This is a genomic window from Pseudomonas glycinae (genome assembly GCF_001594225.2).
Classification (GTDB): domain Bacteria; phylum Pseudomonadota; class Gammaproteobacteria; order Pseudomonadales; family Pseudomonadaceae; genus Aquipseudomonas; species Aquipseudomonas glycinae.
Window position 1 is genome coordinate 2,905,934 of record NZ_CP014205.2, and the last position, 15,426, is coordinate 2,921,359.

At 62.2% G+C, this 15,426-nt stretch carries 8 protein-coding genes; 7 read left to right on the top strand and 1 reads right to left on the bottom strand.

All coding sequences use genetic code 11. From position 1 onward, the window contains the following. Positions 1–14: 14 nt before the first annotated feature. The 7 genes from dgcA (at position 15) to AWU82_RS13165 (ending at position 13,934) form a co-directional block, all read left to right on the top strand. Complete coding sequence (dgcA, locus tag AWU82_RS13135; protein WP_011336289.1) at positions 15–2,075, top strand: dimethylglycine demethylation protein DgcA; 2,061 nt, start codon at positions 15–17, stop codon at positions 2,073–2,075. A gap of 174 nt (positions 2,076–2,249) precedes the next feature. After that, positions 2,250–4,199 carry a dimethylglycine demethylation protein DgcB gene (gene dgcB / locus AWU82_RS13140; protein WP_064380233.1) on the top strand — a complete coding sequence of 650 codons (1,950 nt, stop codon included), beginning with the start codon at positions 2,250–2,252 and terminating at the stop codon, positions 4,197–4,199. Then, complete coding sequence (gene etfA / locus AWU82_RS13145) at positions 4,199–5,419, top strand: electron transfer flavoprotein subunit alpha (protein WP_064380235.1); 1,221 nt, start codon at positions 4,199–4,201, stop codon at positions 5,417–5,419. The genes dgcB and etfA overlap by 1 nt, the downstream gene beginning before the upstream one ends. 9 nt (positions 5,420–5,428) lie before the next feature. Continuing rightward, positions 5,429–6,199 (top strand): electron transfer flavoprotein subunit beta, encoded by a 771-nt coding sequence (etfB, locus tag AWU82_RS13150; protein WP_064380237.1) that lies wholly within the window; start codon positions 5,429–5,431, stop codon positions 6,197–6,199. A gap of 995 nt (positions 6,200–7,194) precedes the next feature. After that, positions 7,195–10,647, top strand: coding sequence for a GMC oxidoreductase (locus tag AWU82_RS13155; RefSeq protein WP_064380239.1), 3,453 nt, complete (start codon positions 7,195–7,197; stop codon positions 10,645–10,647). A 148-nt stretch (positions 10,648–10,795) separates the two neighbouring features. Then, positions 10,796–12,664: a c-type cytochrome gene (locus AWU82_RS13160; protein ID WP_064380241.1), complete on the top strand. Its 1,869-nt coding sequence runs from the start codon at positions 10,796–10,798 to the stop codon at positions 12,662–12,664. A 25-nt stretch (positions 12,665–12,689) separates the two neighbouring features. Beyond that, entirely contained in the window at positions 12,690–13,934 is a 1,245-nt protein-coding gene (locus AWU82_RS13165; RefSeq protein ID WP_064380242.1) for a metallophosphoesterase family protein, read from the top strand. Between the two features lie 142 nt (positions 13,935–14,076). Here AWU82_RS13165 and gbca read toward each other — a convergent pair whose 3' ends face one another. Further along, on the bottom strand, positions 14,077–15,369 hold the full coding sequence (gene gbca / locus AWU82_RS13170; protein WP_011336282.1) for a glycine betaine monooxygenase oxygenase subunit: 1,293 nt from the start codon (positions 15,367–15,369) through the stop codon (positions 14,077–14,079). Between the last annotated feature and the right edge of the window lie 57 nt (positions 15,370–15,426).

Consider the following 15,426-nt stretch of genomic DNA (forward strand, 5'->3'; position numbering starts at 1 on the left):
TCGAGGAACCCGCCATGGCTTTCGAAGCAATGTTCCAGCCAATTCAAATTGGCAAACTGACCATCCGCAACCGCGTGCTCAGCACCGCGCACGCCGAGGTCTACGCGACCGACGGCGGCATGACCACCGAGCGGTACGTCAAATATTACGAAGAGAAAGCCAAGGGCGGCATCGGCCTGGCGATCTGTGGCGGTTCGTCCGTGGTGGCGATCGACAGCCCGCAGCAATGGTGGAGTTCGGTGAACCTGTCCACCGACCGGATCATCCCGCACTTCCAGAATCTCGCCGACGCCATGCACAAGCACGGCGCCAAGATCATGATCCAGATTACCCACATGGGTCGTCGCTCCCGTTGGGACGGTTTCCACTGGCCGACCCTGATGTCGCCGTCGGGCATCCGTGAACCGGTGCACCGCGCCACCTGCAAGACCATCGAGCCGGAAGAAATCTGGCGGGTGATCGGCAACTACGCGCAAGCCGCGCGCCGCGCCAAGGCCGGTGGCCTGGACGGCGTCGAACTGTCGGCCGTGCACCAGCACATGATCGACCAGTTCTGGAGCCCGCGCGTCAACAAGCGGACCGACGAATGGGGCGGCACTTTCGAGGGCCGCATGAAGTTCGGTCTGGAAGTCCTGAAAGCCGTACGCGCCGAGGTAGGTGACGACTTCTGCGTCGGCATGCGCATCTGCGGTGACGAGTTCCACCCGGACGGTCTGTCCCACGAAGACATGAAGCAGATCGCCAAATATTACGACGACACCGGCATGCTCGATTTCATCGGCGTCGTCGGCTCGGGTTGCGACACGCACAACACCCTGGCCAACGTGATTCCGAACATGAGTTATCCGCCGGAGCCGTTCCTGCACCTGGCGGCCGGGATCAAGGAAGTGGTCAAGGTTCCGGTGCTGCACGCGCAGAACATCAAGGACCCGAATCAGGCTACGCGGATTCTCGAGGGCGGTTACGTCGACATGGTCGGCATGACCCGCGCCCACATCGCCGACCCGCACCTGATCGCCAAGATCAAAATGGGTCAGATCGACCAGATCAAACAATGTGTCGGCGCCAACTACTGCATCGACCGTCAGTACCAGGGTCTGGACGTGCTGTGCATCCAGAACGCCGCGACCTCCCGTGAATACATGGGCGTGCCGCACATCATCGAGAAATCCACCGGGCCGAAACGCAAGGTGGTGATCGTCGGTGCCGGCCCGGCGGGGATGGAAGCTGCCCGTGTGGCGGCCGAACGTGGCCACGACGTGACCCTGTTCGAGAAGAAAGAATTCATCGGCGGCCAGATCACTACGGCCTCGAAAGCGCCGCAGCGTGACCAGATCGCCGGTATCACCCGCTGGTTCCAGCTGGAGCTGGCGCGGCTGAAAGTCGATCTGCGACTGGGCACTGCGGCGGACGCCGACACCATCATGGACCTGCGTCCGGACATCGTGGTGCTGGCCGTTGGCGGGCATCCGTACCTGGAGCAGAACGAACACTGGGGCGCCGCCGAAGGGCTGGTGGTCAGCAGTTGGGACGTGCTCGACGGCAAGGTCGCGCCGGGCAAGAACGTGCTGGTCTACGACACCATCTGCGAGTTCACCGGGATGTCGGTGGCCGACTTCCTCGCCGACAAGGGCAGCCAGGTCGAGATCGTCACCGACGACATCAAACCGGGCGTGGCCATCGGCGGTACGTCGTTCCCGACCTACTACCGCAGCATGTACCCGAAAGAAGTGATCATGACCGGCGACATGATGCTGGAGAAGGTCTACCGCGAAGGCGACAAACTCGTCGCCGTGCTGGAGAACGAATACACCGGCGCCAAAGAGGAGCGGGTGGTGGATCAGGTGGTCGTCGAGAACGGCGTGCGCCCGGACGAAGAAATCTACTACGCCCTCAAGGACGGCTCGCGCAACAAGGGCCAGATCGACGTCGAGGCGCTGTTCGCGATCCAGCCGCAACCTTCGCTGAGCAGCACCGGCGACGGTTACCTGCTGTTCCGCATCGGTGACTGCGTGGCGCAGCGTAATACCCACGCCGCCATCTACGACGCCCTGCGGTTGTGCAAAGACTTCTAAACGCTGATGGACTGATCGTTCCCACGTCGAGGCGTCGAACCGTCCGCGTGGGAATGCAGCCCGGGACGCTCCGCGTCCCAAAGCGGACGCAGAGCGTCCATTGAGGCATTCCCACGCAGAGCGTGGGAACGATCGTCACGTGTTTCTCCAGGCTGTACTGGTGGGAGCTTCACCATGTTGAACACCCTTCTTCCAATCCTGTTGTTCGCAGCCTTGGCCCTTGCGGTGCTGGGGGCGTTGCGACGGGTAGCCATGTGGCGTCGGGGCCGGGCCTCGAAGGTCGATCTGATCGGCGGCCTGTTCGCCATGCCCAAGCGTTACATGGTCGATCTGCACCACGTGGTGGCGCGGGACAAATACATCGCCAACACCCACGTCGCCACGGCGGGCGGTGCGGTGGCGTCGATCGTGCTGGCGATTCTGGTGCACGGTTTCGGCCTGCATAACCGGATCCTCGGCTACGCGTTGCTGCTGATGACGGCGGTGATGTTCGTCGGGGCGATCTTCGTTTATCGGCGCCGGCTCAACCCGCCGGCGCGGCTGTCGAAAGGCCCGTGGATGCGCCTGCCGAAAAGCCTGCTGGCGTTCTCGGCCTCGTTCTTCCTGGTGACCTTGCCCGTGGCCGGAATCCTGCCGGAGAACTTCGGCGGCTGGGTGCTCGCAGCAATTCTCGGGATCGGTGTGCTGTGGGGCGTGTCCGAGTTGTTCTTCGGCATGACCTGGGGCGGGCCGATGAAACACGCCTTCGCCGGTGCCCTGCACCTGGCCTGGCACCGTCGCGCCGAACGTTTTGGTGGCGGCCGTTCCACCGGTTTGAAACCGCTGGACCTGAATGATCCGAGCGCGCCGCTGGGCGTGGAGAAACCCAAGGATTTCACCTGGAACCAGTTGCTCGGTTTCGACGCCTGCGTGCAGTGCGGCAAGTGCGAAGCCGCGTGCCCGGCGTTCGCCGCCGGCCAGCCGTTGAACCCGAAAAAGCTGATTCAGGACATGGTCGTCGGCCTCGCCGGCGGCACCGATGCCCAGTTCGCCGGCAGCCCGTATCCGGGCAAACCGGTGGGCGAACACAGCGGCAATCCGCATCAACCGATCGTCAACGGTCTGGTCGATGCCGAAACCCTGTGGTCGTGCACCACTTGCCGCGCCTGCGTCGAGGAATGCCCGATGATGATCGAGCACGTCGATGCCATCGTCGACATGCGCCGACACTTGACCCTGGAAAAAGGCGCGACCCCGAACAAGGGCGCCGAAGTCCTGGAAAACCTGATCGCCACCGACAACCCTGGCGGTTTTGCCCCGGGCGGACGGATGAACTGGGCGGCGGACCTGAACCTCAACCTGCTCAGCGAGAAGAAGTCCACCGACGTGCTGTTCTGGGTCGGCGATGGCGCTTTCGACATGCGCAACCAGCGCACTCTGCGGGCGTTCGTCAAAGTGCTGAAAGCGGCCAAGGTCGACTTCGCGGTGCTGGGTCTGGAAGAGCGCGACAGCGGCGACGTGGCCCGACGTCTGGGTGACGAAGCGACTTTCCAGCTGCTCGCCAAGCGCAATATCCAGACCCTGGCCAAATACAGCTTCAACCGCATCGTTACCTGCGATCCGCACAGTTTTCATGTGCTGAAAAACGAGTACGGCGCGTTCGACGGCAACTACCTCGTACAGCACCACAGCACTTACCTGGCGGAAATCATCCAGGCCGGCGCGCTGAACCTCGGTCAGCACAAAGGCAACAGCGTGACCTACCACGATCCGTGCTACCTCGGCCGCTACAACGGCGAGTACGAGGCGCCGCGTGAAGTGCTGCGTGCGCTCGGCATCGAGATCAAGGAGATGCAACGTTCCGGCTTCCGTTCGCGCTGCTGCGGCGGCGGTGGCGGGGCGCCGATCACTGACATTCCGGGCAAGCAGCGGATCCCCGACATGCGCATGGAAGACATTCGCGAGACCGGCGCTGAGCTGGTGGCCGTGGGTTGTCCACAGTGCACGGCGATGCTCGAAGGCGTGGTCGAACCGCGTCCGCTGATCAAGGACATTGCCGAACTGGTGGCCGACGCGCTGCTCGAAGACGCCGCGCCGAACAAGCCTGCCACCCCGGCCAAACGTGAACCTGCGGAGGCCCACTGATGAGCGACATTATCCGCCGCGACCCCCGCGCCGAATGGATCGCACGCAACCGTCTGCACCCGCTGCACGCGGCCATGCAACCGACGCAACACAGCTGGATGGGGCCCAATGGGATCATCCGCAAGAATCCGCACGGCATCGGTTTCATCGGGCCGAACGGCATCAAGCGCATCGACCGCAGCGGCGCCCAGCAGGGCGGGGCGGTCAAACGCTCGGCCGCGGTGGAAGTGCAACTGCCGCTGCATCAGGTGCCGGCCCCGGCGTTTTACATCAGCGTGGTGCCGGACATGGTCGGCGGCCGCTTGAGCAGCCACGACCGCGACTTGCTTGGCCTGGCCCATCAACTGGCCGGCAGCGACGGCGCGGTGCTGGCGGTGGTGTTCGGTGAGCATAAGGAAAACGCTTTCGCCACGGCGGGCGTTGACCGCTTGCTGGTGCTGGAAGGCGAAGCGTTCAGCGGTTATGCACCGGAGCAACGGATCCAGGGCCTGCGGGCTGTGGATAACCAGTTCAACCCGCGTCACTGGCTGCTGCCGGACAGCCGCAGTGGCGGCGGCGAACTCGGTCGGCGCTTTGCTGCCGCACTGGGTGAACGCCCGGCGACACGGGTGTGGCAGGTCAAGGATCAGGAGTGCATCGGCCGCGCCGGTGCCGGTCTGCAGGATCTGGCCCGCCCGGTGGCGCGGTTGATTCTGGCTTCAGCCGAATGCGCGGAACCGGTCAGCGAAACCCGTCACGAAGCGCTGCCGGTGGAGTTATCCACACCCGTCGCACGCAGCCTGTCGCGGATCGAGGATCTGGGCGCCGTGGCGGTGGACCCGGCGGCGATTCCGATGGCCGAAGCCGAATTCATCTTCTCCGGCGGCAACGGGGTCAAGGACTGGGAGCTTTTCCACAAGACCGCCGCCGCCCTCGGCGCTACCGAAGGCGCTTCGCGGGTGGCGGTGGACGATGGCTTCATGGCCCGCGACCGTCAGGTCGGCGCGTCCGGCACCTGGGTCACCGCGCGAGTTTACGTGGCCGTGGGGATTTCCGGGGCGATCCAGCACCTGCAAGGCATCGGTGCCTGCGACAAGGTAGTGGCGATCAACCTCGATCCGGGCTGCGACATGATCAAGCGTGCCGACCTGTCGGTGATCGGTGAGAGCGCGGAAATTCTTCAGGCCTTGATCGCGGCGGTAGAGGCTTACCGCAACGAAGCCAAGCGCGATGCGGCTTAAGGAACGGTTATGAGCACAAAGATCATCAGTCTGGTTTCAATCGGCGCCCACCCGACCTCCGGCCGCCCGCGTCGCGCCGATCAGGACGCCCGCGCGGTGGAGCTCGGCCTGCAACTGGCGGGGGACAACCTGCAAGTGCTGCACGCCGGCGACATCGCGGAACCGGCGCTGCGCGCCTATCTGGGCATGGGGCTTGCGCAGATGCACGTGCTGGAACAACCGGCCGGCGCCGATGCGTTGCCGGCATTGACCGAGTATCTGCGTGATGCTGGTGCCCAGGTCGTGTTGACCGGCAGCCAGGCGGAAACCGGCGAGGGTTCGGGGATGCTGCCGTTCCTGCTGGCCGAAGGGCTGGGCTGGCCATTGGTGGTGGGGCTGGCGCAAGTCGAGTCGATCAACGACGGTTCGGCGCTGGTGCTGCAAGCGTTGCCCCGTGGGCAGCGCCGCCGGTTGAAGGTGCGCCTGCCGTTTCTGGCGACTGTGGATAACGCTGCGCCCAAGCCTCGGCAGAGTGCTTACGGGCCTGCGCGGCGTGGCGCTCTTCAAGCTAAAGACGTGGAAGTGGTGGATGACGAATTGCTCGCGGTGGCGACTCTGCAACCGGCCAAGCCACGGCCGAAACGATTGAAGGTGATCAAGGCCAAGAGCGGGGCGGACCGGATGAAGGCGGCGACGGCCAAGGCTAGCGGCGGTGGTGGGCAAGTCCTGAAAGGCGTGACGGCGCAGGCCGGTGCTGAAGCCATTCTCAAACTGCTGATCGAAGAAGGTGTTGTCCGCTGAAACCTTTGCTGACCCTCTCCCTTCGGGAGAGGGTGCTTTACCCACAATCCCTGTTGGCGGATCTGTGGATAACGTGTTCGCCCCTCCCTGTACCCCACGGCAATCAAGCTCTCCAGCCCTCAGGTCAAAAAACAACCAGTCTAACTCGCGGTTTTTTCTGAGGTTTTCCCCCAGAACAACGCCCAGACTTGCCCCCAATCTCTGTTGGCGCTTCTGTGGATAAGATGTTCGCTATCCGCCAAGAGCCCTATAAACCGCGGCTTACAAGGATCTGATCAAAAAACGTCCAATTCAACCTTTTAACCCGCCAATCCCCAAACAAACCCCGATTTATCAACGCCCTCAGCGCTTTTCCACAGCACTCGCCAAGTTACCCCCGAACTCTGTTGGCGCTTCTGTGGATAAGGTGTTCGCCATCCTCTGCAAGCCAGGTAATCCGTGCTATGTAGAGGATTGATCAAAAAACGATCAATCGCTAATGGAAACCCTGCATCTGGATAAGTCACCAATTTTCTTCACAAAACCCCGATTATTGTTCCAGTTCATCCACAGTTGTCCCCATTAGCTGTGGGTGTCTGTGTGGATAACTTGTTCGCCAAACCCTGCAGCCCCCGGCGGGCTTAGTCCAAATCGCAATTGATCAGATTTCATACAGTTCTAAGAGCCCGCCTTGACTTCGATCCGGTGCCTGTCTTCACTGCAATGGCACAAGGACAGCTGTCACTTATCCACATCTGGTTCAGGGAGAACGCGTGATGGATACCCAGCCACACCGCTTACCCCTCAGTCCCTGCACGCTCCGCGCGCTGCCGGCACCTTCGCCGCGCAAGCGCACGTTGCGTCGTGGCGTCAATCAGCACGCCCGTCTGTAGCACCTGATTCCTGCCCAAACCGTTGTACTGCCGTCGGGATTTCCCGGAGGCCAGGTGCCCGTTCGCCCATTGATTGCAGGCAACCGCAGAGTTGCCCCATCTGCCTGAGAGAGGAACCCCCTCATGACACGGATCGCAACGCCCATCAGCGAAATCAAGGAACACTACGACGTGATCGTCATCGGCTCCGGGTATGGCGGCGGCATTGCCGCGTCGCGCCTGGCCCGGGCCGGTAAAAAGGTCTGTCTGCTGGAACGCGGCCGGGAAATCCAGCCCGGCGAATACCCCAACACCATGATCGCCGCGACCGAAGAGTTGCAGGTGCACGACCCGGACGGCCACCTCGGCTCGCGCACCGGGTTGTTCGACCTGCACGTCAACGCCCAGCAGAACGTGGTGGTCGGCTGCGGCCTCGGCGGTACGTCGCTGATCAATGCCAACGTTTCTCTGGAGCCAACCGTCGATGTGTTCCAGGATCCGCGCTGGCCACTGGCCGTGCGCGAGGACCGTGACGGTTTGCTCAAGGCGGGTTACGCCAAGGCCCGGGAGATGCTCAAGCCCAATCCCTACCCGAGCACCTCGCCGAATCTGCCGAAGCTTGATGCCAACAAAAAATCCGCAGACTTCCTCAAGCAAGGCGCGCACTTCTACAAGCCGCCGATCAACGTGACCTTCGACAAACTGCCCAACAACCTCAACCACGTCGGCGTCGAGCAACTGCCGTGCAACCACTGCGGCGACTGCGTCTCGGGCTGTAACAACAAGGCCAAGAACACCACGCTGATGAACTATCTGCCGGACGCCACTAACCACGGCGCAGAGATTTTCTGCCAGGCCCAGGTGCGGCATCTGGAGCGCGACGGCAACGGCTGGATCGTGCATTTCCAATACCTGGACAGCGGCCGCGAGAAGTTCGACGCCCCGACCTTGTTCGTGAAGGCCGACATCGTCGTGGTTTCTGCCGGCACCCTCGGTTCCACCGAGATTTTGCTGCGCTCACGGGACAAAGGTCTGGTGATGTCCGGCCAGCTCGGCGAGAACATGAGCGGCAACGGCGACATCCTCGGCTTTGGCCATAACTGCGAGCAGACCATCAACGGCATCGGTTTCGGCGCGCATTCGGCCAAGGAGCTGCAACCGGTCGGCCCGTGCATCACCTCGATCATCGACATGCGCACCGAGGGTGACCGCAGCAGTCGTATGGTCATCGAGGAAGGTTCGATCCCTGGCGCCCTTGGCCGGCCGATGGTGCCGGCGATGGCCGGGTTCGCCGAGATGATCGGCAAGCCCACCGACGACAGCTTCAGCGGCAAGGTGAAGTACAAAGAGCGCGAAGCCGAAAGCTTCCTGCGCGGCCCGTATCACGGGGCGCTGCACAACCTGCAGACCTACCTGATCATGAGCCACGACAGCGGTCAGGGACGCATGGTTCTCGACAGCAAGGATCAACTGCGCATCGACTGGCCGGGCGTCGGCGAGCAGGAAAACTTCAAGATCGGCAACGAACGGCTGTACCAGAGCACCAAGGCCCTGGGCGGGATCTGGGTCGAGAATCCGATCTGGACCAAACTGCTCAAGCACAGCATCGTCTCGGTGCATCCGCTGGGCGGTTGCGTGATGGGCGAAGACGCCGCGCAAGGCGTGGTCAACCACAAGGGCCAGGTGTTCAGTGGTGCGACCGGCACCGATGTCTACGCCAACCTCTACGTGACCGACGGCGCGGTGATCCCGACGTCACTGGCAGTCAATCCGCTGCTGACCATCTCCGCCGTGAGCGAGCGCAACATGGGCCTGCTGGCGGCCGACCGTGGCTGGACGATCGACTACACGCTGCCGTCGGCGCCGCGCAAGCAGACCGCGTCGCCGACCCTTGGCGTGCAGTTCACTGAAACCATGAAAGGCTACTTCTCCCGCGCCTTCACCGCCGCGCAAAGTACCGACCTGAAGGTTTACGAGGCGGCCGCCAAACGTGGCGAGGCGGACAACTCGCCAATCGATTTCACCCTGACCATCACCGCCAACGACCTCAACCGGATGATCAAGGAGCCGGAACACGCCGCGACCATCGTCGGCACGGTGATCGCTCCGGCGCTGTCGCCGGAACCGCTGACCGCCAGCAACGGCGTGTTCAACCTGTTCGAGCAATTCGAGCAGCAGGTCGATACGCGTCACATGAAGTACGACATGAAACTGACCGCCGAAGACGGCAACGACTATTTCTTCAGCGCCTTCAAGACCGTGCCGGAAGACAACGGCGTGCTGAATATCTGGCACGACACCAGCACCCTCTACGTCACGCTGTATCGTGGGCCGGACAAGACCGGCGAGGTGATCGGCTCCGGAGTGATGCACATCAAACCGACCGACTTCGCCAAGCAGATGACCACCATGAAAGTCCTCAACGCGCGCAACGAGCGTGAGCGGATCGAAGGGCTGGCGCGGTTCGGCAAGTTCTTCGCCGGAATTCTCTGGGAGAGTTATGGCGGGGTGTTTGCCGGTGACAAATACTTCAACCCCGACGCGCCGCCACGGCTGAAACGGCCGCTGGATGCGCCGGCGCCGGCCGTGCATTTCTTTTCCACCGAAGATGGCGTGCAGTTGCGCCTGACCCGTTATCAGGCCGGCAGCAAAGGCCCGGTAATGCTGGTGCATGGTCTGGGTGTGGGCTCGAATATCTTCTCGACCGACACGATCCAGACCAACCTGCTGGAGTTTCTGTGCAAGCACGACTACGACGTGTGGCTGCTGGATTTCCGGGTGAGCATCCTGCTGCCGGCAAGCAAGAAGGAATGGAACGGCGACCAGATCGCCCAGTACGACTTCAAGGCCGCCATAGCACAGATCCAGCAGGAAACCAAAGCCAAAGACGTGCAGTGCGTGGTGCATTGCTACGGCGCGACCACGTTCTTCATGTCGCTGCTCGCTGGTTTGCAGGGCGTGCGTTCGGTGGTCTGCTCGCAGATTGCCGCCGACACGGTGGTCGCGACCGCAACGGGGTTGAAGGCCGGGCTGCACCTGCCGGGGATGCTCGATGCGATCGGCATCAAATCGATGACCGCTTACGCCGACAGCAAGGAGAACTGGTTCAACCGGCTCTACGACAAGGCGCTCAACGGCTACGCGCGGATCGAAGCCCAGGGCTATTGCACCAACCCGGTGTGCCACCGCATCACCTTCATGTACGCCTCGCTGTATCGCCACGACACCCTCAATGAAACGCTGCATGACAACCTGCACGAACTGTTCGGCGAGTCGAACATAGAGACCTTCGAGCACCTGGCGCTGATCGTGCGCAAAGGGCATCTGGTGGATTTCAAAGGGCGCGATGTGTACATGCCGCACTTTGATCGGCTGACCATGCCGATCTGCTTCATCAGCGGTGCCGACAACCAGTGTTATCTGCCGGAAAGCACGCTCAAGACCTATCAGCGGGTTTGCGAGAAGCACGGGCCGGAACGCTACAGCCGGCATGTGGTGCCGGGTTACGGCCACATCGATTGCATGTTCGGCAAGAACGCGGTGGTCGATGTGTATCCGATCATCCTTGAACACCTGGAGAAAACAGCCCTCGGATAGCCCCCGATCGTGTCGATCGTTCCCACGCTCTGCGTGGGAACGCCGCCATGGACGCTCTGCGTCCGTTTTTGTGACGCGGAGCGTCACGAGATGCATTCCCCCGCGGACGGTTCGACGCTTCGACGGGGGAACGATCTGGGGAACTGATATGGACAGCTACATCCGCTGGTTTCAACGCTTCATCTGGCTCGGCATTGCGATGAACATGGTGTTCGCGATCCCGGCGCTGTTCGCGCCGGGGTTGCTGACATCGGTGGTCGGCCTGCCGCCGCAGCTCTCCGACCCGTGGCTGGAAAACGCCGGGATGCTGCTGGTGGGCATCAGCGTGTTCTACATGCCGTCGGGCTTCAATGCGCCACGCTACGTGGTGCATTCCTGGCTGTGCGTGCTGACGCGGCTGATCGCCGTGGCGTTCTGGATTTACCTGATCAACACCAGTAGTCAGGGTTCGGTGTTCGTGCCGATGCTGATGGGCGACCTGAGCTTTTTCCTGATCCTCGGCATCCTGCTGTACCTCGGCACCACCCCTGAAAACCGACCACTGGCCCTGCTGTGTGACGGCTGGCGCGAGTGGCGGGCGGCGTGGGCGCGGCAGTGGCAGAGTCACGCGTTCAAGGTCGGCACGCTGGTCGTGGTGGCTTTGCTGGCGTTCATCGGTTACCAGACCTGGTATCAGATGCTGCGCGTGGTGCCGGAGCAGGATTACGCCTCCGACGAAGATCACTACAAATACGCCGCGATTGGCCTGGGTATCGAGGCGCGGATTCCGTATTACCTGTTCTCCGTGCTGCCGCAGATGTGCCCGGAAAAACTGCCGAAACCCGGTGGCTGGGAAGTCTTCGGTTTCCTGTTCGAGAACGGCAAGGACCTGCCGATCGGCATGGCCAAGCGGCAGATCGGATACCCGACCGTCGAGCCGAACTGCGCGCTGTGCCACACCGGCTCCTACCGGGCGAATGCCAGCGACGTTGCAGTCAACGTGCCGAGTGCACCGGCCAACACCCTGCAACTGCAGGCCTTCCAGTGGTTCGCCTACGATTGCGCCAGCGATCCGAAATTCACCACCGACGCGGTGATGGCGGCGATCAACAGCAAATTCCAGCTGGGCTTTTTCGAGAAGCTCTACAACCGCTACCTGATCATCCCGATGGCCAAGACCGCGCTGCTCAAACAGAAGCAGGCCTACGCCTGGCAGAAGCTGCGCCCGCAACAGGGACCGGGCCGTACCGACACCTTCAACCCGACGAAAATGGTGGTGTTCGGCTTCCCGGATGACTCGACCATCGGCACCGTCGACCTGCCACAGGTGTGGAACCAGAAACCCCGGGAATCGATGTACCTGCACTGGGACGGCAATAACAACAAGATTCACGAGCGCAACTATGCCGCTGCGATGGCCGTAGGCGCGACGCCGGAATCGGTGCTGCCGCCGAGTTTCAACCGGGTGACCAACTGGCTGCTCGGGCACAAGGCGCCGGCGTGGCCATGGGCACTGGATCAGGCCAAAGTCGCCCAGGGCAAACCGATCTGGGAAACCAATTGCGCCAGTTGTCATGATTTCGGGCGTACCGACACCGGGCAGGTGACCACCAACATCGACCAGCTCGGCACCGATCCGCATCGGCTGAACTCGTTCACCACCGGGCTGGTGGCGGCGTTCCACACCTTCAAGAAACCGCCGTTCGATTTCGGCGCCTACCGCAAGACCCAGAGCTACAGCAACACGCCCACCGACGGCATCTGGCTGCGCGCACCTTACCTGCACAACGGTTCGGTACCGACCCTGTGGGACTTGCTGCAACCGCCGGAAAAACGTCCGCAGGTGTTCATCACCGGCTCCGATGTCTACGACCCGGTCAACGTCGGCTTCGTGACCAGCGGCGCCCAGGCCAAGGCCTCGGCGGACTTCACCTACGACACGCGCCTGGAAGGCAACCACAACAGCGGTCACCTGTACGGCACGACGCTGTCGGACGACGACAAGCGTGCACTGATCGAATTCATGAAAACCCTGTGAACCCTTACGGATAGAGGATTTCGCCATGTCAGCGGTCGGGCATCTGAAACACGAATACGACAAGGTCAAGCTGCGCCTGCACGGTTTGTTCACGCGCATCGAAATGGCCTGGATGAAGCTCATCAGCGAGCTGGAGCCGCAGGAGTTTCAAGCCATCATCAAATTGCTCCAGCGCGGTCATGATCAGGCGCAATACGTGCTCAAGCACGGCGAGCTGCCGGACGACGAGCCGGCGGTGCCGTGGGAACTGTCCCACGGCTTGTCGATCCTGCGCATCGGCAACGCGACGCCGTTGCCGCAATCGCCCGATCAATTGCAGACCAAGGTGCTCAAGGACGGCACGCTGCTGGGCTGCCGCAAATGGGAGCTGCTGGATCTGTTGTGGAGCGAGGCGCTGCTGAAGTGGATCGAGAACCTGCGCCATCACGCGACTTTCGGCACCGATCCGGCGCTGGTGACCATGGAGCGCGAAGTGACGCTGGCAATTGCCGGCGACTGGGGCACCGGGCCGTTCAACAGCCATGCGCCAGCGGTGTCGGTGGCCAACCAGATGCAACTGGCCAATGCCGATTTCACCATTCACCTGGGGGATGTCTATTACGCCGGCACTCACTCCCAGGAAGACACCGACATGGCCGGCTGGCCGATGGGCACCCACGGCTCGTTCACCCTCAATTCCAACCACGAGATGTACAGCGGCGCCCACGGTTACTTCAAGGAACTGGCGGCGCGTTTTCCGGGGCAGCAGGGCACCAGCTACTTCGCCCTGATCAACGATGACTGGCTGATTGTCGGGCTGGACACGGCGTACGCCTCGGACGTCATGAACCTGTACATGGACGGCACGTTGAACAAGCCGCAGATCGAATGGATGAAGGGCCTGCCGAAACGCAAGAAACTCATGGTGCTCAGCCACCATCAGGGCTTCGACATCACCGGGCACCACAAGACTGCGCTGTATCAACCGGTGTGCGATGCGCTGGGGCGTGAGCCGGATTATTGGTATTGGGGCCATTTGCACAACGGCATTGTCTATGCGCCGCAGGGTGGACTGCATGCGCGCTGCGCCGGGCACGGAGCGATTCCCTATGGCACCACCAGCGAGCTGAACGGGCATTCGCGGGTGTTGTTTTCGGAGACGCAGGATGCGAACGATCCGGACTATCCGCTGCGGGTGTTGAACGGGTACGCGAAGATTAGGTTGGTGGGGGAGGAGATTTTCGAGGAGTTTATCGGGGAGGATGGCTCGGTAAGGTGGTCATCGCAATGATGCGGTTGCTATAAGGACGCCATGATCGTTCCCACGCTCCGCGTGGGAATGCCTCAATGGACGCTCTGCGTCCGCTTTTGGGACGCAGAGCGTCCCCGGCTGCATTCCCACGCAGAGCGTGGGAACGATCGGTCAGATGCAATCAGCCTTGGACAGGCACGCCTTTGAGGTACGGCGCAGGCTCGGCGCCGAGGTTGCTCAGCATCCGCTCGCTGTACCAGTCCACGAAGTTGACCACGCCGAACTCATAGGTCTTGGAGTACGGGCCCGGCTGGTAGGCGGTGGAGTTGATCCCGCGCTGGTTCTCTTCGGCCAGGCGACGGTCCTGATCGTTGGTCGCGTCCCACACCTGGCGCATGCGTTCGACGTCGTAGTCCACGCCTTCGACCGCATCCTTGTGCACCAGCCATTTGGTGGTGACCATGGTTTCCTGGGCGCTGATCGGCCACACGGTGAACACGATGATGTGGTCGCCCATGCAGTGGTTCCACGAGTGCGGCAGGTGCAGGATGCGCATCGAGCCCAGGTCCGGGTTCTTGATCCGGCCCATCAGCTTGGCGCAGCCCTGTTTGCCGTCCATGGTCATCGACACGGTGCCCTTGAGCAGCGGCATGCGCACGATGCGGTTGCGCAGGCCGAAACTGGCGTGGGCGTAAGGGATCTTTTCGGCTTCCCACGCGGCAGCGGAGGCGGCGACGTGATCCTTGAACGCCTGATCGGCACGCGGGTCGGTGACGTCGTCCCATTCCAGCAGGGTTTTCAACAGTTCCGGGTGAGAACCGCTGCAGTGGTAGCACTCGCGGTTGTTTTCCAGCACCAGTTTCCAGTTGGCCTTTTCCATCAAGGTGGTTTGCACCGCCACCTTGGTGTTTTCCATGTCGTACGGTTCCATGTAGTGGTTCAGCGTCGACAGGAAGTCATCGATGGCCGGCGGGTTCTCCGCCAGGCTGATGAAGATGTAACCGCCGGCGGTCTTCACGTTCACCGGTTTGAGACCGTACTGCTTCATGTCGAAGTCGGCGCCCATTTCGGTGCCGGCGAACAGCAGGCGACCGTCCAGCTCATACGTCCACTGGTGGTAGTGGCAGACCAGTTTGGCGACCTTGCCCTTGTCGCTGGTGCACAGGCGCGAGCCACGGTGGCGGCAGACGTTGTGGAACGCGTGCACAACGCCCTCGGCGCCACGAATGACGATGATCGGGTTCTTGCCGATCTGCAGGGTGATGTAGTTGCCCTTTGCCGGAATCTCGCAGGTCATGCCGGCGATCAACCACTCCTTCTGGAAGATCTCCTGCATGTCGATATCGAACAGGCGCTCGTCACTGTAGAACGGTTGCGGCAGCGAATAGGTGCGCTCGCGCTCCTGGAGCATTTGTGCGGTGGCCTTGCGTGCGGGTTCCAGCGGGTCGCCCAGGCTGATTTTTGCGGTGTCCATCGATGAATTCCTCAAGGCCATCTGCGTGGCCGCGAAAGTGGCTGATCAGGGTTGCAG

Excerpts from the sequence above, each read along its gene's own strand:
- dgcA (WP_011336289.1), top strand. The coding sequence starts at position 15 with ATGGCTTTCGAAGCAATGTTCCAGCCAATTCAAATTGGCAAACTGACC.
- dgcB (WP_064380233.1), top strand. The coding sequence starts at position 2,250 with ATGTTGAACACCCTTCTTCCAATCCTGTTGTTCGCAGCCTTGGCCCTT.
- etfA (WP_064380235.1), top strand. The coding sequence starts at position 4,199 with ATGAGCGACATTATCCGCCGCGACCCCCGCGCCGAATGGATCGCACGC.
- etfB (WP_064380237.1), top strand. The coding sequence starts at position 5,429 with ATGAGCACAAAGATCATCAGTCTGGTTTCAATCGGCGCCCACCCGACC.
- AWU82_RS13155 (WP_064380239.1), top strand. The coding sequence starts at position 7,195 with ATGACACGGATCGCAACGCCCATCAGCGAAATCAAGGAACACTACGAC.
- AWU82_RS13160 (WP_064380241.1), top strand. The coding sequence starts at position 10,796 with ATGGACAGCTACATCCGCTGGTTTCAACGCTTCATCTGGCTCGGCATT.
- AWU82_RS13165 (WP_064380242.1), top strand. The coding sequence starts at position 12,690 with ATGTCAGCGGTCGGGCATCTGAAACACGAATACGACAAGGTCAAGCTG.
- gbca (WP_011336282.1), bottom strand. The coding sequence starts at position 15,369 with ATGGACACCGCAAAAATCAGCCTGGGCGACCCGCTGGAACCCGCACGC.